The sequence below is a fragment of the Sulfuriroseicoccus oceanibius genome, assembly GCF_010681825.2.
In the GTDB taxonomy this organism is placed as follows: Bacteria; Verrucomicrobiota; Verrucomicrobiia; order Verrucomicrobiales; family SLCJ01; genus Sulfuriroseicoccus; species Sulfuriroseicoccus oceanibius.
This window is the reverse complement of the sequence record NZ_CP066776.1, coordinates 2115870-2135865: the sequence shown is the minus strand read 5'-3', so window position 1 is coordinate 2135865 and position 19996 is coordinate 2115870. Positions and strand designations below refer to the sequence as shown.

Below are 19996 nucleotides of genomic sequence, written 5' to 3'. Positions count from 1 at the left end.
TCACGGCTGCACGGTCACCGTCACGCCCTCGCCGTGGAGCCAGCGGGCGGCGGCGGCGCGGACATCGCCAAGGGTAATCGTTTTCAGGCGCTCGAGTTCGTGATCGACCGCATTCCAGCCGAGGCCGAGCAACTGATCGACACATGCCTTGGTTCCGAGTGATGCCGGGCTTTGGGCACCCATGATCAGGTCCCCACGGAAGCTCGCGCGAGCGCGGTCAAACTCATCCTCATCGAGCCCAACCTCTACCAAGCGCTTGATTTCCTCGCGCAGCTCCGATTCCGCATGCGCCAGCTTTGCCGGATCGGTGCCCAGATAGAAACTGAACATGCCCCCGCCAATACCGAGGAATGTTGTGCTGCTCACGTAGTACGCCAGCCCTTGTTCTTCGCGAATCCGCAGGAAAAGTCTCGACGCCATGTCACTGGTCGCCTGGTTGAGCAGCTGCATCGGCAGATAATCCGGATGGCCCACTCCCGGCCCGGGGAATGCAATCACCACCACGCCTTGCTGCGTGCTCTCCTGGAGCTCGATCCTCTGAGCGGTGGTCGCCGGAGCAACTGTCGCGGCAAGCACGTCGCTCGCCCGACCATTCCCCGCTACCAGTCCACCGATGAAGCCATCGGCATGGCGTTGCACCTCGCTTGCGTCGGCATCGCCAAACACAGCGAGCACGCCATTGGATGCGGTCAGCACATTGGAGGCAAAGCCGGCCACATCGTCGCGGCCCAGCGTTGCCACCTCCGCCTCTGTTCCGAGCGCCGAGTGCGCCAACGACGACCCGCCATAGAGCGCGGCACGCGCCTCACGCATCGCGACACGGACCGGATGGTCCGCAGCTTCCTTGATCATTTGTAACTGAGCCGTGCGCTCGTTTGCGACCATCTCCTCAGGGAAGGTCGAATGCGTAAGCACATCGCCAAGCAGCTCGAGAGCCAATGGCAGGTCGTCGCGCATAACCATCGCTCCCACACTGATCGTGTTGTTCCCCGCACCACTGGTGATCGAGCCTCCGAGTCCTTCGATCTCGGCCACGAGTTGCTCACCGGTGCGGGTCGCTGTCCCCTTGAGCAGCGACGAGGCCACCAATCGGCAAAGCCCGGACTTGCCCGCAGGATCCGCCTGACTCCCAGCGATGAACGCAGCCTGTAGCGAAACCAGCGGCACCGTGTGATCCGCACCAACCAACACATTCAACCCATTGGCCACCGAGGAATCATTCACAGCCGGCATCAGCGACGCCGAACGTTCACCGATCGCCGCAGCCGCTTCGGTCGACTCGGCAACTGCAGACTCCGGCTCTACGGTGACCAAACATTCCGACGATGGCACCAACCACTTCGCCGCCACCCGCTGAATCGCCTCGCTGTCGACTTTCTCAATTGCCTCAAGATAACTACTGGCCAAATCGACGCCGCCGGTCAGCATCCAGCTCGACCCAATCTGCGACGCCAATCCATTGGTCGTGACCAAGCCACCGTAAAGCCCGGCCTGCACCGAGCGGCGCGCCTTTTCCAACTCATCAGAGGTCACGCCATCGCGCACGACCTTCTCAACCTCATCGCGCAACGCGTAAACCAAGGCATCGCGGTTGTCCGGTGTGGTGTCGGCATTCAGCACGAAAAGCCCCTCGTGTGCCGGAGTGTAACTCCAAGCCCCGACGCTGTGCGCCAGCTTGCGCTTTTCGCGGATCTCCCGGTACAGACGCGAACTGCGGCCACGGCCCAAAATCTTCGCCAACACGTCGAACACCGGCATGTCCGGGTGTGTCATCGACGGAATCCGCCAGGCGAGATCCACCCTGGTCACCTCCGAATCAAAACCAATCCGCGCATTGCGTGCGGAAAGCTGGCGCGGCTCGCTCGGCACCATCACCGGCTCACGCATCCCACGGGGCACGTCCCCCACTTTCTCACGCACCCACGCCTCGGCCTGCTCGGCGGTGATGTCGCCCACGATCACGAGGAACACATTGTTCGGCACGTAGTGGCGACGATAGAACGCCCACACGTTATCGAGTGTCAGTTGGTTGAAGGCATCGAGATAACCGATCACCGGATGCCGCGTCGGATGTTGCGTGAATGCCTCGCGGAAAAGCGCCTGACTCAACACGCGGTCCGGATCATCTTCGCCCATCGCGATCTCGCGCCGGATCACTTCTTTCTCCTTCTCAAACTCATTCTCCGGAAACTTGGGACGAAAGATCAGATCCGTTACCACATCCAATGCGCGCTCAGCCCCATCAGATGGCGCGTCCACCCAGTAGACCGTGCGGTCGAACGAGGTGTAGGCATTGAGCTGCCCGCCATTCTCCTGCACGCACTTGGCAATTTCTTGTCCACCGAAGTTCGTCGTTCCCTTGAAGACCAAGTGCTCGATCAAATGCGAGATCCCACCACCGAGAAACTCGGACTCGTGGATGCTGCCCACTTTCACCCAGCCCTGCACACTCACCACCGGCGAGCGGTGGTCGGGTAACACGAGCACCTCCAGTCCATTTTCAAGACGAAGGACCTTGGTTCGAGGCGAAAGAGCAAACGTAGAGGCGGTCGCGGATTCTGGCATACTCGGATCAAGCACCGCGCACCGCCCTCAGTCAAACCCGGAAAGAAAAAAGCGGCCGTTCAGAACTAGTGTTCTCACGCAGAGACGCAAAGGAACGCTAGTCTAGAATCACCCGCGCAGCGGTGACATAAAGTGATAGCTTTTGAGGATCCGCAGATGACGCAGATTCCCACAGATGCGTTTCTTTGAGCTTCAGCTCACGCTCTCACGCAACCGGTGCCTGGAACGCCGACCATCGCGTCGGCAAACCAAACCCACCCGGCGCAGCCGCTCGCTATTGAACCCAAAGCAATCTGCGCACAGCACATCCCACATGATTGTTTTGGGTGATCCGCAGATTACGCCGATTTCGCAGATAGTCTCATTTCTCAAATAGATCCCTTCGATGGGCAGCGATGCGCTTACTTAGAGCAAAGTAGATCGGCGAACCGGCGCATAAAAAAAACTCACGCAACTCCCCAAGGTCCCAAAGAAAAATCTATTCTTTGGGACCTTGGGGGCTTTGCGTGAGCTCCATCTCAGCAGATCAATCAGTCGGCACAACGCTTGCGCAAAAATCTGATCAATCTGCGAAATCTGCGGATCCACCTCCACTCCTTCGAGCGGAGCGAGCAATCCCGAACTCTACTTATCAGTCAGCGACTTGTAGAGATCGACAGTCTCCTCGGCGATCGCGCGCCAGCTGAAGACATCCACAGCACGCTTACGGCCGGCGACGCCCATTTTTTCGCGCAACTCAGGATCCGCCATCAATCGATTCACACCCGCTGCCAGATCCTTGGCAAACGCCTCCGGATCGGTCGGCTCAAATGGGCTGACTTGCTGTTGTTCGACAGGAACCAGCAACCCGGTTTCCTCCGGCACAACCACTTCCTTGATACCGCCCACCGCGCTGGCGACCACTGCGGTCTCACAAGCCATCGCCTCGAGGTTGATAATCCCGAACGGCTCGTAAATCGACGGACAGCAGAACACATCGGCATGCGAATACATCGCAATCTTCTCCGGAGTCTCAAGCATCTCCTCAATCCAGATCACGCCATCGCGCTCCTTCTGCACCTCGGCCACCGCGTCCTGCATCTCCTTGGCAATCTCCGGAGTGTCCGGCGCCCCCGCCAACAAAACCACCTGGAAGCCAGGGTCCATCGACCGGATCGCGTTCACCAAATGAATGATCCCCTTCTGGCGCGTGATCCGCCCCACAAAAAGCACCATCGGTTGGTTCGGATCCACCCCGTACTTCTCCAACACCTCCGGCTTCTCAACCTTCTGGTACTCGTCCGGATCGATCCCGTTGTAAATAATGTGCACTTTGCTCTCATCCACATCAAACAAACGCAGGATATCTTCCTTGGTCTCTTTGGAAACCGCGACCACCGCGTCTGCCATCTCGATTGCGGTCTTTTCCACCCAGCACGAGAAATCGTAGCCGCCACCGAGTTGTTCACGCTTCCACGGGCGCAACGGCTCGAGCGAGTGCACGGTCAGCACCATCGGGATGCCGTAGTTGAGCTTTGCCAGAATTCCGCCGAAGTGCGTGTACCACGTGTGCAGGTGCACCACATCCGCATCGACATTGCGCGTGTTGAAATCCAAATCCCGCTGCACCGCACCGAAGACCGACTGCAATGCTTCGGGAGCCGTCCATCCCGACTTGTCCAGCCCGACGCCCTTAACCCCGAGGTTTCCGTCCTGGCGATCCTGATCGCCGTAGCAACGCACATCCACCTCGATCAGACGCGACAACTCGCGGCTGAGGTAATCGACATGCACACCCGCACCGCCGTAGATGTAGGGCGGGAACTCGTTGGTTAGAAGAAGCGATTTCATACCCGTGGAGATGAAACGAGCAGCGCATTTTCCGCAAGTATCAAATCCGCTGAATTCGCATTCTCCAGCCACAGGTACAACAACCGTCAGGCTCCTGCTACAGATCCCCTTTCACCGTTACTTCCATTCCCAGTTCGGCGACTTGAAACTCACTGTCCGGATGTGCGGCTGCCAACGCGTCGCGCATCGCTTCGGAACGCGAACGTTCGCCATGCACCAGCCACACCTGCTTCTTCGGCCCGCCGGTCTTGGTGAAATACTCCATCAACTCACTGTGATCCGCGTGCCCCGAGAACGAATCCACCGCCACCACCTCGGCATGCACGTCGACGGGCTCACCGAAGATGTTTACCGGAGACTCTCCGTCGCGGATCTTGCGACCCAATGTGTTCTCAGCACAATACCCAACGAACAAGACAGTGTTGTTCGGATTGCCGATCCCATTGCGCAAGTGGTGTAGAATCCTACCGGCCTCGCACATCCCGGAGGCAGAGATGATAATTGCCGCCTCGTGCGACTTGTTCAGCGCCTTCGACCCCTGCACCGAGCGGATCAATGTTAGCTCTTCAAAACCAAAGGGATTGTTGCGCCCAAACAAACGATCATAGACCTCCTCGTTGAAACACTCCGGATGAAGCCGGAAAATCTCCGTCGCACTTACCGCCAGCGGACTGTCGACAAAGACAGGAATCCTCGGGATCTCCTTGTTCTCAATCATGTCATGCAGCACGAACAACAACTGCTGCGTTCGCTCGACCGCGAAAGCCGGAATAATCACCTTCCCGCCCTTGGCCACCGCATCCTTCAGCACCTCGCTGAGCTCCTCACGCGCGGAGGCAGGCATCTCGTGCTCGCGCCCTCCATAGGTGCTTTCCATAATCATCCAATCCACCCCATCCACCGCGATTGGATCATTCAGCAATTCGTTGTTACCCCGCCCGACATCACCACTGAAAAGAAGTCGGCCTTTCGCCCCGTCCTCGCGGTCGTCGATATCCAACACAACCTGCGCACTGCCCAAGATGTGCCCCGCATCGCGGAAATGCATCATCACACCATCGGCGATTGGAATCTTCCGATTGTAACCAATATTGACGAACTGACGCATCGCCTGCTCCGCGTCCATTTGGTCATAAGTGACCTCCACCCGCTTGTTCTCGCCTCTTTTGGCGTAGCGGCGGTTCAAGTACTCCACATCGTACGCCTGGATCTTGGCGCAATCCCGCAGCATCACCTGACACAGGTCGTGGGTGGCATGAGTCGAGTAGACATTCCCCGTGAACCCCTGCTTCACCAGGTTCGGCAGGTTCCCACTGTGGTCGATGTGCGCGTGAGAAAGGACCACCGCGTTCAACTCGGCAGGATCAAAGTGATCAAACTCCTTGTTGCGGTGAAAGCTCTCCTGCCGGTGCCCTTGATAAAGGCCGCAATCGAGAAGGATCTTGTGCCCATTGACCGTGATCAGGTGCTGGGACCCGGTGGTGGTGCCTGCCGCACCGCAGAATTTGATATGCATGGCGAAACGAGGTTAGACGTCCGCCAGAGTAGGCACATCGCGGCCTCGCGTGGAAGCCGCAAATGGTTGTAGCTCAGAAGCTACTCACCTCCAGCGACCTCAAACCCGGCCTTGGCAATCGCCTCACGGATCGCGGCGTCCCCTTCGGCAGCGTCGGCACTCAGGCGCACCACCACCTTCTTCGTCCGTGGGTCGCCGCCCATGCTCACGACCCCGGGAACTTGAATCACTTCCTTGCGGATCTTCGCCAAACACGACGCACACGAAATGCTCGGCACAGACAGCTCCACCTCACGCGCCACGGCCTGCTCGGCCACCTCTGGCGCATACCCTACCTTCACTTCCTGTTCGGAGCACGCTCCCACTGCCATCAAGCCAGCCAAGGCTCCCACCATCCACAATTTGCGATTCAAATTCATAGTCACTCGATTGATCAATTCTCTGGAGTCAGCGCCTCAAACAAAGTGTCGGCGGTCGGCCTATTAGAACCTTCCTCCACACTCTGCCCGGCACGCTCGGCTTTCTCGATCCGCTCGATCAAATCGTCGCCAATAGATCCTCGGCGCCCGCTGAGCGAAACCGTCGCCCACAACATACCATCCTCACCCGGCTTGAAAAGCTTCGGAACATCACCTCCAAACCGCTCCACCGGCACACCGATGCGAACAATCCCTGACAGCACACCACCATCAGCCACCCGCACACCACCACGCAACAGCACGCCCTGAGACGTCTCCATCTGCATCTGGTCGATCACAATTTCCTCGTCACGCACCACCAAGGATCCGCTCACACCCGAAAACATCCCAATGTCGTGGTCGCTGCCCCCCAGCATCGTGGCAAGGGTTTGCAAAAGACGCACCTGACGCAACCGCAACAACGACAACTTGAAGTCACCGCGAATCTCCAGCGATGACGGATCCCCCGGATCCAATGTCAGGTCGAACTCACCGTCCTCCATCAGCCCGTCAAACAACGGCTTCCAATCCCCGACGACTAGCTGCTCCAAATTGACGTCCTGTACGATCAACGACGCGTCGATCTCACCATCGCTGAGAGGAAAGTCACCAATGAACGTGAGCGAGCCGCTTGGCACGTCGAGTGCCCCTGCCTTCACCGACACCACATCCTCAGCGACTACGAAGTTGATTTGATCGATATCAAAAACCGGCCACCCGTCAAACACAACCCGCCCGCTCGAGACGCTGCCGGCAAAGCCCTCATCACCGGCTCTGCTCATGGTCACGCTGGCGTCGGTAATCGACGACTTCACCCGCCGCTCGTCCAGCCCGAAAACCACGTCGGTGTCCCAGAACGAGTACGTCTTCACGTCCATCGCATCCGGGTTGCGGTTGAGCATAAACCCGCCGGGTTGCGCCCCCTCACCGACCTTGCCATCAACCGGGAGCTCAGCCGTGCCACGCGGGCACACCATCAACTTGAGCTTTGATCCGGAAATGCGCTTCACCAGCCAATCGCCACCGGAGAAGGAATCGCGATCCAGCTCCAGCACTGCAGACGCCAACTCGGCCCGTTGAATCATCGCCCCCGGCTTGCCCACGGTGCGAAGTCGCGCACTCTTGAGCGATGTACCCTCAAGCTGGAAGTGCTGCGCCTCGACATCCGCTTGATCAAGCGTAGTCGCTATCACCTGCTCGGCACCACTGCGGAACGCATCGGTGCGCACGCCACCCCACACCATGTAATAACCAGCAGTCAACACTGCGGTAACCAAGCCGACCATGGCGAAGAAGATCCAAAACAAGCGCTGTCGACGCTTGCGCGCCTGTGCTCTTGGGTCGGCCTTCTTTTTCACCCGCCGGCGACGCTTCACGCGCACTTCGCCGGTTTCCGGATCATACTTCCGCTCCACCGTCTCACTGCGGCCCGGGGATGAGGATGACCCGCGGCTCTTCAGCCGTTCCATCATCTCATCCGCAGGTACCGAACGCGAGGCACTGGGATCTGGTCGCTGGTCAGATGAAGGCATAACTGCGTCGTCGATCCGCTAGAAGAAAATTACACACCAGGCGCACCAACCGCCGAGTCGGCAGCATAATCACGCAATGGACGGCCTGATGGATCAAGTACGTTTACTTCCACGAAGATCAACAAAGCCTGCTTGGTAGTCTTCTCAGCCCGCGTCTTGAAGAAACGCCCGAACACCGGAATATCTCCGAAGAACGGCACGCTGTCGTTCACGGTTTCAACTTGGCTGTTGAGCAAGCCGCCAATCACCAACGACTGCCCGTCATAGACACTGACACTGGTCTTCTCAGTACGAGTTTCAAACACAGGCTGGAGAATGCGGTTCTCAGTGATCACCTGCGGCGCGGCAAAAAGATCACCACCAATCGGCGGTGTGGTAATTGGCGAACCATAGTTCACAAAACCGATGAACTCACGCATCACGAGATCCACATTGAGCTCCACCAGCGTGCCCTCTTTGTTCACCACCGGATCCACCTCCATAATGGTACCAAGCGGCTTCATATCGAAGGCCGTCGGGGTGGCTGGCGTAACAGGGAATGAACCAAGGTCACGATCGCCTCGCACCGCGTTCGGCAACTCTGGCGGATCGTACTCGGTTGGGTAAATGAATTCACGCATCACCTCCACGCGCGCCACCTGTCCACTACGGGTCACCACATGGGGCGCGTTGAGCATGTCGACGCCCTTCTTTTGGTTCAATCCGCGCATCACCATCTGGAACTGCGGCTGGGTCAACACACCAGACACACCAAAAACACCAGGAGCCCTGTCACCTTGCGCACCGAGAGATGCCGGCGAACCTGTGGCTACCAAGCTGCTGATGGAGGCCTCGGTAATCGCGGTATCGCCTGAGCGCAGCGATGCTGTCACAGGGTTCTCACCCAACTGACCACCGGTGGTAGGGTCGGTGAGAGGCACCTCACCAATATCACCCGTGCCGCCGGTTACCACCACGCCATTACCCAGATCGGAGCCACCCAAAAGCCAGTCGAAGCCGAGTTCGGTCAGGTTGGTCTGGTTGACCTCGACCATCTTCACGCGGATCTCCACCAAGCGTCCAACGTCGGTGCGGGACATCTCAACCAAGGTCTCAAGGCGCTGGTGAGCCGCTGCCGTGTTACGCATGGTAAGCGTACTGGTGGCCGCATCAAAACGAGCGGTAGACCCCTCATCGAAAGGAATCCCGGAGCGCTCGAGGAACTCCTTCGCGCTGAGGCGCTTCACCACCACTGACGTGTTCCCCATATTGGTATTGCCAAATGGATCATCGTCGGCAGGCGCATTTGTCGGCGCGCTGCTGATAAAGTCAGGACGCACGCGGTACGATCGAACCACGAGCAGATCGCTATCAAGATCGGAGGCCGAAAGAACCACGGCATACGGCTCGATGCGGTAATTGAGTCCAGCCAGACGCGCGGTGTAACGCACGACTTCCATCACCGGGACATTACGCAAGTCGAGGGAGATCATCTTCTCGCCCGCGTTGCTCATGTTGCCCTCGGCATCCATCGCATCCTTGAGCACGAAGTTGATCCCCTCACCCTTTGGATCGAGTGAACGGGTCTTGCTCGTCAAAAAGCGCAAAACATCTGAAACAGTCGCCTCGTCAAAGGACACACGGTCCACCACCATCTTGCCGAGATTGCGGCGCGCCTTGAGGATCGCATCGCGACCTGCGGCTTCTTCAGGGGTAAAGCTGCGGCCGGAGATCTCTCCGTCACGAGCAAGGATCTCCACTTTCGGAGTCTCCCATCCGGCATCCACCTCACTCACCAGTTCGGCACGCGTGCGCGTCCGGGCAACTGCAGCGTAGTTCATCTTCTCACGCTCGACGCGTTCGATTCCTGCCTGTGCCGCTTTGTTGTACTTATCGAGGCGCAGCACATCTTCGTAGCGACCTTTTGCAGCATCGTAATCATCGGCCAATTCGAGGAACTCAGCCTCCTTGAGCAGCGTGAGCACACTGGCAGCTTTATCCTGCCGCTCAGGAGAATCCGCCAAGTTCACGGCGTCGCCGTCGCTGAGCTTCTCCTGCAAACTTTTAGCCGGCCCGTAGTTCGGAGCCATCCCATCGCTCAACACAGACTCAAGCAACGCCTTCGCCTCAGCATAGCGTGCCTCTTTGGTCAGTTGCTTGGCATGCAATGTAGCAGCGCGTGCATAGCGACTCACCATTGCTTTGCGCAGGTCTGCCGTGATCGGAGCAGTTGGCAAAAACTCAACCGCCTCACGATAACGAGTGGAAGCCTCGGCGTAGTCGCCCTGCTTCATCAAATAGTCACCCTCTTCAGCAAACGCACGCGCCTCAGCAGTCCTCAACGCGCGTTGATCCACTTCCACTGACGCCGCATCCTGGGCAATCGCGGCGTGTGGAGATCCCGCCACCAAGGCAGCACAGGCCACTGCGGGCGCAACCCTCATCACCGGCCGCACCGCGCGCCGGACCGAGGTCCAATTTGAGTCTGAGATCCAAGCAGGAAAACGCATAAGCAAAAATTTAACGTCGCTTAACGATGCGACTTTAGGGATAACCCGAGACATGTATACAGGAGCCTCCGCTCATGTAAGCAAAAAATGAGGATTCTTCCTGATAATTGCTGATTTCACGGCTTCGCCCGCAGTTTGAACGAGTAATTCTCAAACACAGCCGACTCAAAGCTGTAGCGATACGTCCCGCGCGTGAACTCGCCAGACATGGTCAAGCGCTCCATCACCTTGGGATGCGATGCCGTGGCATTCCCCGTCTGCGCCACGTAGACATACAAAGGACGCCGCTCTTCATGCGCTTCCTCGATCGCAGCATCCAACATCGCCAGCGACTCCTCATCGCTGCTCACAAACTTCCGCAAGTGCGGATCGTAGAAATCCCCATCGAACCACAAAGTAAAGGTGATCGGACGCTCGGAATATTCTGGAAAATCCCCGCCACGCGCATCACGCACCACCTGACGCGGATCCGCTTTCCCGTTGAACCGATAAATCGAGATCGGACGCGCGAGGCAGATCCCCCACACCACTACGAGCCCGAGGATCATCGCTGGGGCCGCTGTGACCATCGGCCCGCGGGCCACGCGAGACGTCAACATCGCTACACCCAAGCCGCCCATCACCGCAAGCAACGGCAGCACCGGCACGACGTACCAGACCATCAACACATTGCCCGAGTTCACGCTATTGAGGTAAAGCGCCCCAATAGAAACCACGCCCGCAAAGCACACCAGAACCAGAGGCCGCGTCTGATTCCGAACCAACCCGGCAATCAGCCCCAGCAAGACCAGCACGGCAAAAATGATTGGCGCCAGCAATTGCAACCACGCTCCATTCTCCAGCGCGTGCTCGACCGACAAACTCAACGGACTCCCCGGTGTGGCATTGTGCCATCCGAAACCACCTGCCAACGACGCCAACACATCAGCCCACCAAGTGTCAGGCACACTCCCTGCCAGCGACTTGCTATTCTCCAATGCCTCCAGTGTGTTCACCACCGGTGCCCCCATCACAAACAACGCAGGAATAGCCGCGAACAACGCGGAAACCGTCAAGCGAACCAACGCGGTCACACCCGCACCACCACAGCATTTGGTAAAAGCCCGCACTGCCAACAGCACCGCCAACACCACATTGGCAAAAAGCACCAAAAACGCCGCACCCGGATAGCTGTAAACGATCAGAAACTGCACCAGCCCGTACGGCAGCCACCAGCGCCAACGGTTGGTCTGCCACGCCCCCGCCAACAACCACACACCTAGAGCCACAAACAACATCACCAACCCGTATGACCTCGCCTCTGTGCTGAACCTCAAGTGCCACGGGTGCAATGTCAGTAACCACATCGCCGCCACACCAGCCCACGGACCAGCCACACGCCGTGCCCCCAATCCGACCACCACAATCGTCAACATCCCGGCAATCAGCACCGGCAAACGCACAATCCACTCGCACACCTCGCCATCCGCGGCCCCGGTGCTCGCCTTCCACTGGTCGAACGCAGCGCGCGCCAAAATGGAATAGAGGAAGCTGTTGTTGCCCGTCTTGTTGGAAAAGGCGGTCTCACCCCAGCGCGGTGCATCAAATTTCGCCCCCTGTTCACCGATCGGCGCCTTCTTCCACTCCCCGGCCACGAGACGCGTGTACGTATGCGCTTCGTCGTTGTAGAAACTCAATTCCATGCGTGGCAGGCGCAGAAGCAAACCAACCGCCACAGCCGTCACCAGCATCCCCCAGAACACCGCACGCTCCAAACCCCGCCGCGCCGGATCTTCCTCCTCCGCGAGCGCACCAAAGCCCTCGGGAGCATCCGCACCGCACCACCAGCGCCGCGTCACCAAAAGCACACCGCTGAGCACCGCGCTGATCACCGCCCCCCAAAAGGCACAAGTTTGAGCGATCTCCGCAGCCTTCACCTTGCTCCGGCTGCCAGCCTCCACTTTCTCAATCCCCACACTCCACGCCTCACGCCAGTCGCTCCCGGTCGACTGCGCAAACACGACACACCCGACCATCAGGAGGAGCAGTGCCACGCCGAACCAAAAATGATTGCGGCCACGCCCGAAACCAAGCCATCGCTGCCAGGCCGCCGTTGTTTCCGATCGATTTTGAGAAGAGGTGCTCATAGTCATGACTGCCGTGAGCATTGACTCGGATCACCACGAAATCAACGTCACCGTCAATCAGTCTCATCCTTCCTCCCGACCTCAGCGCAGATAGCGCCCGTAACGATCGCGGAAGTCTCGGTCGCACGAGTCCACCCACTGCTGTAATCCCCGGATACTCATGGCATCCGCGCCACCAGCCATCGCCGCATCAAGCACCAACCGATCATTGGACGCCACCGTAATCGCAATCTCAGCCCCGTGCTTTGCCACCACCCGCTCGATCATTCCGTCCGCCGAGCGCTTGCCTCCACTAAAGACCACTCGGATTCCGGTCGTCGACTCGTCCACCTGCTCGTGACGCCCACCTTTGCCATCAAAAACCACCGCCACCTCGACCTCCGTCGCATCGGCAATCGCCGCCAACGCCTGCACCAACATCCGCCGCGCTGGCTCGGTCGCATCGCCACCACCACGCCGGATCACCGACTTCATCTCAGGCCACGCATGAATCGCACTGTGCCCGTCCACCAACAACAACCTACGCTCCATCACATCTGCCAACTCAATCCCTGAAAACAAAAAAAACGGGCACCGGCAATCTGCTTGCTGGTACCCGTTTAGGGATAAATAATCATCCGCCGATTCTTACTCCTCGGTAGTCTTCGGAGCCTTCTTGGCGGCAGCTTTCTTAGCTGCAGTCTTCTTAGCCGGAGCTTTCTTGGCTGCGGTCTTCTTGGCAGCGGTTTTCTTAGCGGCGGTCTTCTTGGTCGCTGGCTTCTTTGCTGCCTTTGGCTTCGACGCCTTGGCTGCTGCTGCGGACTGCTTGGCACGTTCCGCCTTACGCTTCAGTGCATTCTTCCGGCGCTTACGCTTCTCGAGTTTATTGTATTGTTTTCCCATGATGCTGTGATGAAGTCGTCTGATGCAGAGGGTTTCTGCGGAAAACTACCGCGCTCTGCGACTGCCGCAACCGATAATGATGGCGGGAACGGCAAGCTACGTCGTGAATCACCGCCGAATCAAGTGCAAAGGTGAAGGAATCGCCACTCTCCCCCCGCGGATCAATCCCCGCCCCCAGGCACAACCGGCAACACCGCCTCACCTGAGTTCGCATCCCGCGCCAACACGGCATCACTCTCATTGAGCAACACCACCATCCGCTCGACGAGCAATTTCAACTTCTCCGGCTGCTGAGCCGCCAAATTCCGACTCTCGGAGGGATCCTCCGCGAGATGGTACAGCTCGTATCGCTGGGCCGCAGGCTTGCGGTAGTTGTAGATTAACTTCCACTCCCCCTGATGCAGCGAGGTAAACCAGCTGCTGTTGTGCCGGTGCGGAAAGTGCATCAGAAACTCTTTCGGAGCACTTCGTTTAACCACATTACCCGCCAACAGATCCGCCAAACTCTCGCCGTCGACCACATGCCCATCCGGTGACTTCACACCAGCCACCTCCAGCAAGGTTGGAAACAGATCATTGATCGTAGCGAAGGTATTCGACTCCAGCCCGACTCTCACTGGAAACTTGCGCTGCACCGGATGGTCGGCATCCAGCTTCGCCCAGCCGATCATCAACGGAGCCCGCGTCCCGCCCTCGAACCTTGTCCCTTTCTTCCCGCGCAGCGGAGCCGCACAAGCCACCTCTTCTAGCCCGCCAATCGGTGCGTCGGTTCCATTGTCCCCGAGGAACACAATCAGCGTCTCCTCCGCCACGCCCAACTGCTCCAAATGATCAATCAGGTCGCCGAGCGACTTGTCCATCCCTTCAACCAATGTCGCAAACGCCTTGGCATGAGCACTCCCCCCCAAGGACGCGTAATTTGCCGCGAATCGAGGGTCCGACTCGAACGGCGCATGCAAAGCATAATGGCTCATGTGCGCAAAGAACGGCTTACCATCCCTAACCGAGGCCGCAATTGCCGACTTCATTTCCAAGGTCAGAGCCTCCGTCAAAAACGTGTCGCTGCCGTGATACGCATCCAAGCCCGGCACGGCGTGCCTCCGCCCCTCGCCATAATTCCGCTCACCGTAATAGCTCCCGGGCTGACCCCACGAACACCCCGCAATATTCACATCAAACCCAACAACCAACGGATCCTCGCCAGGCTTCCCGACCGGACCAAAATGCGCCTTGCCGCAATGAATTGTCCGGTACCCGGCAGATTGCAATAACCGCGGTAGCGTCACTGACTGTTCATCCGGCCCCACCCAATTCCAACCTGGCAACTCCCCGTTGTCCTGGAATGGGTTCACCCATGTGGTCGTCCGATGCCGTGCGGATCCTTGGCCTGTGATCAATGAAATCCGCGATGGCGAACACACGCTGTGCGCATAAAAGCGCGAAAACCTCAACGATTGCTCGCCCATGCGCTCCATCGACGGCGTGCGATACCGCTCGTTCAATGGATAACGCTTCGGCTGACCGTCCTTATCCGCCAGAAACGGCAGCGAGGTGTCCATCACCCCCATGTCATCCACCAGAAAGACCAAGAGATTCGGTCGTTCGACCTCAGCACTCACACTCGCCAACGCAAACACCAACCCAACACAGCTCAAAATCAATCGCTTCATCATCAAATCACTCAAATCGCGCCTCACCGGGCGTTAACTCTCAAAGAAACCGCCCTAACGCATCATCCAGCACCAATCTATCCCTCAAAACATCCGCAAAAAAAGCGGCATGACCGAAGCCATGCCGCAACACTCATCAAAACCTTCAAAATCAAAGCCCGGCAAACCCGTCGAGAGCCACATCCTCGATGCCGACTGCATTGATCTCATTGAAGACCGCCATCAAATCCTGACCGGCAGCCTCATTCGCCGCGCGCAGACTAATCCGCGCGTCCTGTCCGGCACGATCCGCAGTCACCTTGTAGTCCAACAGTCGCTGATGCAGTTTGTGATTGCGATAATCCGCTCCGGCCGCACCAAGGTTCTCCGCAGATCCCTCCGGATTAACCACCACCGATCCATCCGCCTCCAAGGACAGCGCAATTGGCGGTAAAAGCGGCGCTCCCCCCCCCCCCCCTCACCCGGCAAGCGGAACCCAAGGTCGACTTCCTTCGGCTTCAGCGTCGTCGTTACCAGAAAGTAGATGAGCAACAGGAAGCTGACATCAATCAACGACGAAATATCCAATCCCGGCTCCTGAGCCGTGGCCAACTTTGGGGACTTGCGCTCTCTCATAATGAATCAAATACGAATCGAACTCGCCAACAAGATCCCGCACACCCGCGAATCGACACGAAGTTCATGAGAATTGCTAGCAACGGATACGCTACTACCGCATGCCCGATCTGAGAATAAAAAAATGCGGCCCGATGAATCACATCGGGCCGCACTTCTTAAACTATCTGGAATTGGGACTTACTCGTCACCAAGGAATCCATCCAAGGTCACATCCTCAATCCCCACCGCGCTGATCTCGTTGAATACAGTAATCAACTTCTGGTTCTCGGCGGCGTTCGACGCACGCAACATAATGCGCGCAGTCTGCCCCGCACGATCCGCGGTTTCTTTGTAATCGCTCAAGCGCTGGAACAACTTCTTATTGCGGAACTTGTCATCCATGCGCCCGAGAGCCTCTGCGGACTGGTCCGGGTTGGCGATCACGGTTCCGTCTTCTTCCAATGCCAATGACAGTGGTGGCAACTCGGGAGGAGTACCTCCGGAGATCGCCGAAGGAAGACGGATCCCCACGTCCACCTCTTTGGGTTTGAGGGTCGTGGTCACCAGGAAGTAGATCAAGAGAAGGAAGCTCACGTCGATCAACGACGAGATATCGAGCCCCGGTTCCGGATCGTTCGCTGGTTTGTACTTTACTTTGCGAGCCATAAACTATTCTGGGGATAGCGGGTGAAATCCACCCTGATTGATTTGTTGCCTTACTGGCCGACTTTGCGGCTGTAACCCGAGAAGATCACATCGTTCACACCACCCTTTGCCGCGGCGGCAATGACGGTCTTGACGTGCTGGACAATAGCAGCCTGGTCACCACGCACATAGAGAATGCTCTTGGTTCCGACCTGCTCGTTGGCCAAACGCTCTTTCTCGACCAGGCGAGTGATCCCCTCACGGGTCAACTCGACACTGTTGACGTCGGCGTACGGCGTGTTGCGCCCTTTCTTCTTCATGACCGCATCGGAATACACGTTGATCGTGATCCGCCCCTGCGCTGTCTTCACGTCCTGACCCTTTGGTGCGATCGGAACCACCACATCGGGGTCTTTCCGCTGGGTGATCATGGTGGATGCCACCATGAAGAAAATCAGCAGCAGGAACACCATGTCGATCATCGGCGACATGTCCATTTGCATGTCATCGAGCTGATTGCTAGCCGAGGCTTGTAGCTTCTGAGATGCCATAAATTTGTTTCCTGATTCATTCCCCCCGGAGCGCAAACTCCGGGAGCCTTCGAGGGGTTTTGGCAGGGAACTCAGCCCTACCCGTCCGTCCCGCACCGCCGATCGGAAAACCGACCACCGGAAACTCGGGACGCATCAGTGATTACTCGGCGTGAAGACCTTCTGGCACCTTGGCCATCTGCTGGTCTGCGTTCACAGCCTGGATGGAAGCTTCCATCATCTCGCGGCCTGCCTGATGCGACTCAGCCACAAGCTTCTGCAAACGGTTGCGGAAGAAGTAGAAGCAGAAAAGACTTGGGATCGCGATGATCAGACCACCCATGGTGGTGAAGAGAGCCTCGGAAATGTTACCTGCCAGCATCGATGGGTCAGCTTCTTTACCCAGCTTGGCGAATGCGCTCACCATACCGGAAACGGTACCAAGGAGACCGAGCATCGGTGCGGCCTGGGTGATCACGTTGAAGTAGTTGACCCAGGTCATTGGCGCACGGGTCTCATCGATGGTGAACTCAGCCATTGCATCTTCCACAGCCTCGTTGCCGAGATCTTCAGGACGGGTCGCGTCGACGTGTGGCAGAGCGTGAGCCATCATACGGCCGAAGAAGCTCGGGCTCGAGTTGGCAACTTCAATAGCGGAACGCACACGGCAGTTGGCCATATGGTCAAGCATCACCACGCGCAGATCAGCAGGGGTGAAGTTTTGCGCACGAAGGGCCATTGCGTTGAACACAGCCAAACCAATCAAGCAAAGGGAGAGCGCTGCAAGCACCCAGATGAATGGACCACCGTTCTGGACGATGTTGTCGAACATCGAAAGTTCCTCGGCGGCAGCTTCCGCACCTTCCTCGTCTTGGGCAAGCACCTGGGTGGCACTCAACACAGCAAAAGTGATGGCGGATGATGCGTAACCGAGCGACGACTTGCCGGAATTAAGAATACTCTTCATGGAGACTGGGTTTCTTTAATTTTGGGTATTTTTAAGAGAGGGATCTTCGTTGTCCTGCAACGGCCGCAGCGCCTCGGATAGACCGAAACCTCCGCGGATCAGAAGCAGGCTACATCATCGGTGGAGTCGATTACGTGTAAAGCCAGAATTTAGATTGGCCGGCTATTTCCCCCCAGCTGAGCGGAAATAGCTGCCATTTGAATCAAATCCTCACATCACACGATCCACACCAACCTGACGATCAGCACGAATAACCATTTGACGGTGTGTAAGATCCACCGCCAAAGCGGAAAAGATACATCACATCACCAAACAATCCACCCATTGGTGGATTGCCCACTCAAGACGCCCCACAATTCTCACGACTTAGAAAGATCTCGAAAAATTTCCACAGGTCGCACGTACCCACGCCGCCAATTCACAACAGATTCCCGTTGCCACCCACACATAAAAAAGGCCAAAACTAACCTGTGCGTGGTGGCAACCGCCCCCACCTCTGATTTGTCCATCACCGCTTGAGAACCATGATCACCTCACTCCTCCACCCCGTGCTCGCCGCCTCGGAACTTCCGAAACTCATCGGCATTGCAGTCGTCGGGCTTTTCCTATTCGTCGTCATTATCCTGCTGCTCAAGTTCGGCATGATCTGGCTGCGCGCCCGCATTGCCGGAGCTCCGGTCAGCATGCTCAACCTCGTCGCCATGACGCTACGGAAGGTTCCGCCATCACTGATTGTCGACGCCCGCATTACCGCCGCCAAAGCCGGACTCTCCCGCACCACTGATGAACTCGAAGCACACTTCCTCTCCGGAGGTGACGTCAACAGTGTGGTGCTCGCACTGATCGCCGCAGACAAAGCCGGCCTCGGACTGACATTCGACCGCGCCTGCGCCATCGACCTCGCCGTGAAAGGCACCGCCAAGACCGTCTTGGAAGCCGTGCGCACGTCGATCAACCCAATGGTCATCGATTGCCCGGGCCAAGGCCGCAAGATCGACGCCGTAGCCCGTGACGGCATCGCGGTCCGCGCGTCGGCCCGCGTCACCGTGCGCACCAACCTCGACCGCTTCGTCGGTGGTGCTACGGATGAAACCATCATCGCCCGTGTCGGCGAAGGCATCGTCACCTCGATCGGCTCGGCCAAGTCCTATAAAGACGTGCTCGAGAACCCGGACAACATCTCGCACCACGTTCTGGCCCGCGGCCTCGACTCGGGAACCGCCTACGAGATCCTTTCGATCGATATCGCTGACGTCGATGTCGGAGACAACATCGGCGCCAAGCTCCAGGCAGAGCAGGCCGAAGCCGACAAACTCGTCGCTCAGGCAAAAGCCGAAGCTCGCCGCGCAGCAGCTGTCGCCACCGAGCAGGAAATGGCCGCCCGCACGCAGGAGCAACGCGCCCGCGTGGTCGAGGCCGAAGCCGAAATCCCACTCGCCATCGCCGAAGCATTCCGCTCCGGCAACCTCGGGATCATGGATTACACCCGCTACAAAAACCTCGTGGCCGATACCGACATGCGCGATCACATCGCCGGTAAAAACGACCAGTCGGACAACTCGAAGGAAATCTAATTAGGCTCGTCGCGGGCGGGGGCACATCCTCCGCCCGCACTCTCCTCTCTTATACATCCCAATGGACGTCCTCCTCGACAACATCGTCCCCATCGCCATCATCCTGATGGCGTTGCTGCAAACCATTGGGAAGAAGCTCCTCGATAAGAAAGAGGGCGATGCCGAAGGTGCGGAGGAGTTCGAGCTGCCGGATTGGGCGCGGCCGGAGCCCGAAGAGGAACGCCGCACCACCCCGCCTCCACCGCCGCAGGAGATCCCCCGCCCGACTCGGACCGGCCACGTCCGGTCAGTGCCCCAGCCCCCACCGCTGAACCAATCCACAGAAGCTCCCGCGACACCAAGCGCGCTGCTTGCTCAGATCGAAGCGGCAAAACGCCGGAAAGCCGAAGCTCAAAAACAACGCCAGCAAGCCGCCGCCAAGTCACGCGACGCACACTATGCCTCGCACAGCCGCCACACGGATCAAAAACTCGGCTGGCTGCAGAGCAAGGAATCCCTTCGCCGCGCCATCATCGCCCGCGAAGTACTCGGCCCACCACTCTCGCAACGCGACGATTGGCCGGAATCACGCGGATAAACTTTCGCGACCCGTATTTTTACGAAAGCGCAACCATC

Annotated in this window: 17 protein-coding genes; 2 read left to right on the top strand and 15 right to left on the bottom strand. The window is 58.2% G+C overall.

All coding sequences use genetic code 11. From position 1 onward, the window contains the following. From G3M56_RS08590 to G3M56_RS08525, 15 genes are all read right to left on the bottom strand, one after another. Entirely contained in the window at nucleotides 1-2565 is a 2565-nt protein-coding gene (locus G3M56_RS08590; protein ID WP_164363517.1) for a M16 family metallopeptidase, read from the bottom strand. Nucleotides 2566-3189: 624 nt separating this feature from the next. Continuing rightward, nucleotides 3190-4395 carry a glycogen synthase gene (gene glgA / locus G3M56_RS08585; protein ID WP_164363519.1) on the bottom strand — a complete coding sequence of 402 codons (1206 nt, stop codon included), beginning with the start codon at nucleotides 4393-4395 and terminating at the stop codon, nucleotides 3190-3192. A 97-nt stretch (nucleotides 4396-4492) separates the two neighbouring features. Further along, entirely contained in the window at nucleotides 4493-5911 is a 1419-nt protein-coding gene (locus tag G3M56_RS08580) for an MBL fold metallo-hydrolase (protein WP_164363521.1), read from the bottom strand. A gap of 80 nt (nucleotides 5912-5991) precedes the next feature. Further along, complete coding sequence (locus G3M56_RS08575; protein ID WP_164363523.1) at nucleotides 5992-6330, bottom strand: heavy-metal-associated domain-containing protein; 339 nt, start codon at nucleotides 6328-6330, stop codon at nucleotides 5992-5994. A gap of 14 nt (nucleotides 6331-6344) precedes the next feature. Then, nucleotides 6345-7901: a hypothetical protein gene (locus tag G3M56_RS08570; protein WP_164363525.1), complete on the bottom strand. Its 1557-nt coding sequence runs from the start codon at nucleotides 7899-7901 to the stop codon at nucleotides 6345-6347. A 29-nt stretch (nucleotides 7902-7930) separates the two neighbouring features. Then, nucleotides 7931-10390, bottom strand: coding sequence for an Amuc_1098 family type IV pilus outer membrane protein (locus G3M56_RS08565; RefSeq protein ID WP_164363527.1), 2460 nt, complete (start codon nucleotides 10388-10390; stop codon nucleotides 7931-7933). 116 nt (nucleotides 10391-10506) lie between these two features. After that, entirely contained in the window at nucleotides 10507-12423 is a 1917-nt protein-coding gene (locus G3M56_RS08560; protein ID WP_164363528.1) for a glycosyltransferase family 39 protein, read from the bottom strand. 174 nt (nucleotides 12424-12597) lie between these two features. Continuing rightward, nucleotides 12598-13077, bottom strand: a complete 480-nt coding sequence (locus G3M56_RS08555) for an NYN domain-containing protein (RefSeq protein WP_164363530.1) — start codon at nucleotides 13075-13077, stop codon at nucleotides 12598-12600. A gap of 66 nt (nucleotides 13078-13143) precedes the next feature. Beyond that, nucleotides 13144-13398 (bottom strand): hypothetical protein, encoded by a 255-nt coding sequence (locus tag G3M56_RS08550; RefSeq protein WP_164363340.1) that lies wholly within the window; start codon nucleotides 13396-13398, stop codon nucleotides 13144-13146. A gap of 161 nt (nucleotides 13399-13559) precedes the next feature. Further along, the gene (locus G3M56_RS08545; RefSeq protein WP_235203332.1) at nucleotides 13560-15071 is read right to left on the bottom strand and encodes a sulfatase-like hydrolase/transferase; all 1512 of its coding nucleotides are present in this window, start codon (nucleotides 15069-15071) and stop codon (nucleotides 13560-13562) included. Between the two features lie 148 nt (nucleotides 15072-15219). Next, nucleotides 15220-15480 carry a hypothetical protein gene (locus tag G3M56_RS08540; RefSeq protein ID WP_235203331.1) on the bottom strand — a complete coding sequence of 87 codons (261 nt, stop codon included), beginning with the start codon at nucleotides 15478-15480 and terminating at the stop codon, nucleotides 15220-15222. Next, nucleotides 15363-15683: a biopolymer transporter ExbD gene (locus tag G3M56_RS14300; protein WP_425508194.1), complete on the bottom strand. Its 321-nt coding sequence runs from the start codon at nucleotides 15681-15683 to the stop codon at nucleotides 15363-15365. Before G3M56_RS14300 ends, G3M56_RS08540 begins: the two co-directional genes overlap by 118 nt. Before the next feature lie 180 nt (nucleotides 15684-15863). Then, nucleotides 15864-16331 (bottom strand): ExbD/TolR family protein, encoded by a 468-nt coding sequence (locus G3M56_RS08535; protein WP_164363539.1) that lies wholly within the window; start codon nucleotides 16329-16331, stop codon nucleotides 15864-15866. Between the two features lie 50 nt (nucleotides 16332-16381). Continuing rightward, a complete protein-coding gene (locus G3M56_RS08530; RefSeq protein ID WP_164363541.1) occupies nucleotides 16382-16861 on the bottom strand; it encodes an ExbD/TolR family protein in 480 nt (159 codons plus the stop codon). A 142-nt stretch (nucleotides 16862-17003) separates the two neighbouring features. Further along, the gene (locus G3M56_RS08525) at nucleotides 17004-17807 is read right to left on the bottom strand and encodes a MotA/TolQ/ExbB proton channel family protein (protein WP_164363544.1); all 804 of its coding nucleotides are present in this window, start codon (nucleotides 17805-17807) and stop codon (nucleotides 17004-17006) included. Nucleotides 17808-18331: 524 nt separating this feature from the next. Here G3M56_RS08525 and floA point away from each other — a divergent pair. Both floA and G3M56_RS08515 read left to right on the top strand, forming a co-directional pair. Further along, entirely contained in the window at nucleotides 18332-19381 is a 1050-nt protein-coding gene (floA, locus tag G3M56_RS08520) for a flotillin-like protein FloA (RefSeq protein ID WP_164363546.1), read from the top strand. 61 nt (nucleotides 19382-19442) lie between these two features. Beyond that, nucleotides 19443-19958 carry a hypothetical protein gene (locus G3M56_RS08515; protein WP_164363548.1) on the top strand — a complete coding sequence of 172 codons (516 nt, stop codon included), beginning with the start codon at nucleotides 19443-19445 and terminating at the stop codon, nucleotides 19956-19958. The last annotated feature ends 38 nt before the right edge of the window (nucleotides 19959-19996 follow it).

Bases quoted from the DNA above. Each gene is read 5' to 3' on its own strand.
- G3M56_RS08590 (WP_164363517.1), bottom strand. From the start codon at position 2,565: ATGCCAGAATCCGCGACCGCCTCTACGTTTGCTCTTTCGCCTCGAACC.
- glgA (WP_164363519.1), bottom strand. From the start codon at position 4,395: ATGAAATCGCTTCTTCTAACCAACGAGTTCCCGCCCTACATCTACGGC.
- G3M56_RS08580 (WP_164363521.1), bottom strand. From the start codon at position 5,911: ATGCATATCAAATTCTGCGGTGCGGCAGGCACCACCACCGGGTCCCAG.
- G3M56_RS08575 (WP_164363523.1), bottom strand. From the start codon at position 6,330: ATGAATTTGAATCGCAAATTGTGGATGGTGGGAGCCTTGGCTGGCTTG.
- G3M56_RS08570 (WP_164363525.1), bottom strand. From the start codon at position 7,901: ATGCCTTCATCTGACCAGCGACCAGATCCCAGTGCCTCGCGTTCGGTA.
- G3M56_RS08565 (WP_164363527.1), bottom strand. From the start codon at position 10,390: ATGCGTTTTCCTGCTTGGATCTCAGACTCAAATTGGACCTCGGTCCGG.
- G3M56_RS08550 (WP_164363340.1), bottom strand. From the start codon at position 13,398: ATGGGAAAACAATACAATAAACTCGAGAAGCGTAAGCGCCGGAAGAAT.
- G3M56_RS08545 (WP_235203332.1), bottom strand. From the start codon at position 15,071: ATGATGAAGCGATTGATTTTGAGCTGTGTTGGGTTGGTGTTTGCGTTG.
- G3M56_RS14300 (WP_425508194.1), bottom strand. From the start codon at position 15,683: ATGAGAGAGCGCAAGTCCCCAAAGTTGGCCACGGCTCAGGAGCCGGGA.
- G3M56_RS08535 (WP_164363539.1), bottom strand. From the start codon at position 16,331: ATGGCTCGCAAAGTAAAGTACAAACCAGCGAACGATCCGGAACCGGGG.
- G3M56_RS08530 (WP_164363541.1), bottom strand. From the start codon at position 16,861: ATGGCATCTCAGAAGCTACAAGCCTCGGCTAGCAATCAGCTCGATGAC.
- G3M56_RS08525 (WP_164363544.1), bottom strand. From the start codon at position 17,807: ATGAAGAGTATTCTTAATTCCGGCAAGTCGTCGCTCGGTTACGCATCA.
- floA (WP_164363546.1), top strand. From the start codon at position 18,332: ATGATCACCTCACTCCTCCACCCCGTGCTCGCCGCCTCGGAACTTCCG.
- G3M56_RS08515 (WP_164363548.1), top strand. From the start codon at position 19,443: ATGGACGTCCTCCTCGACAACATCGTCCCCATCGCCATCATCCTGATG.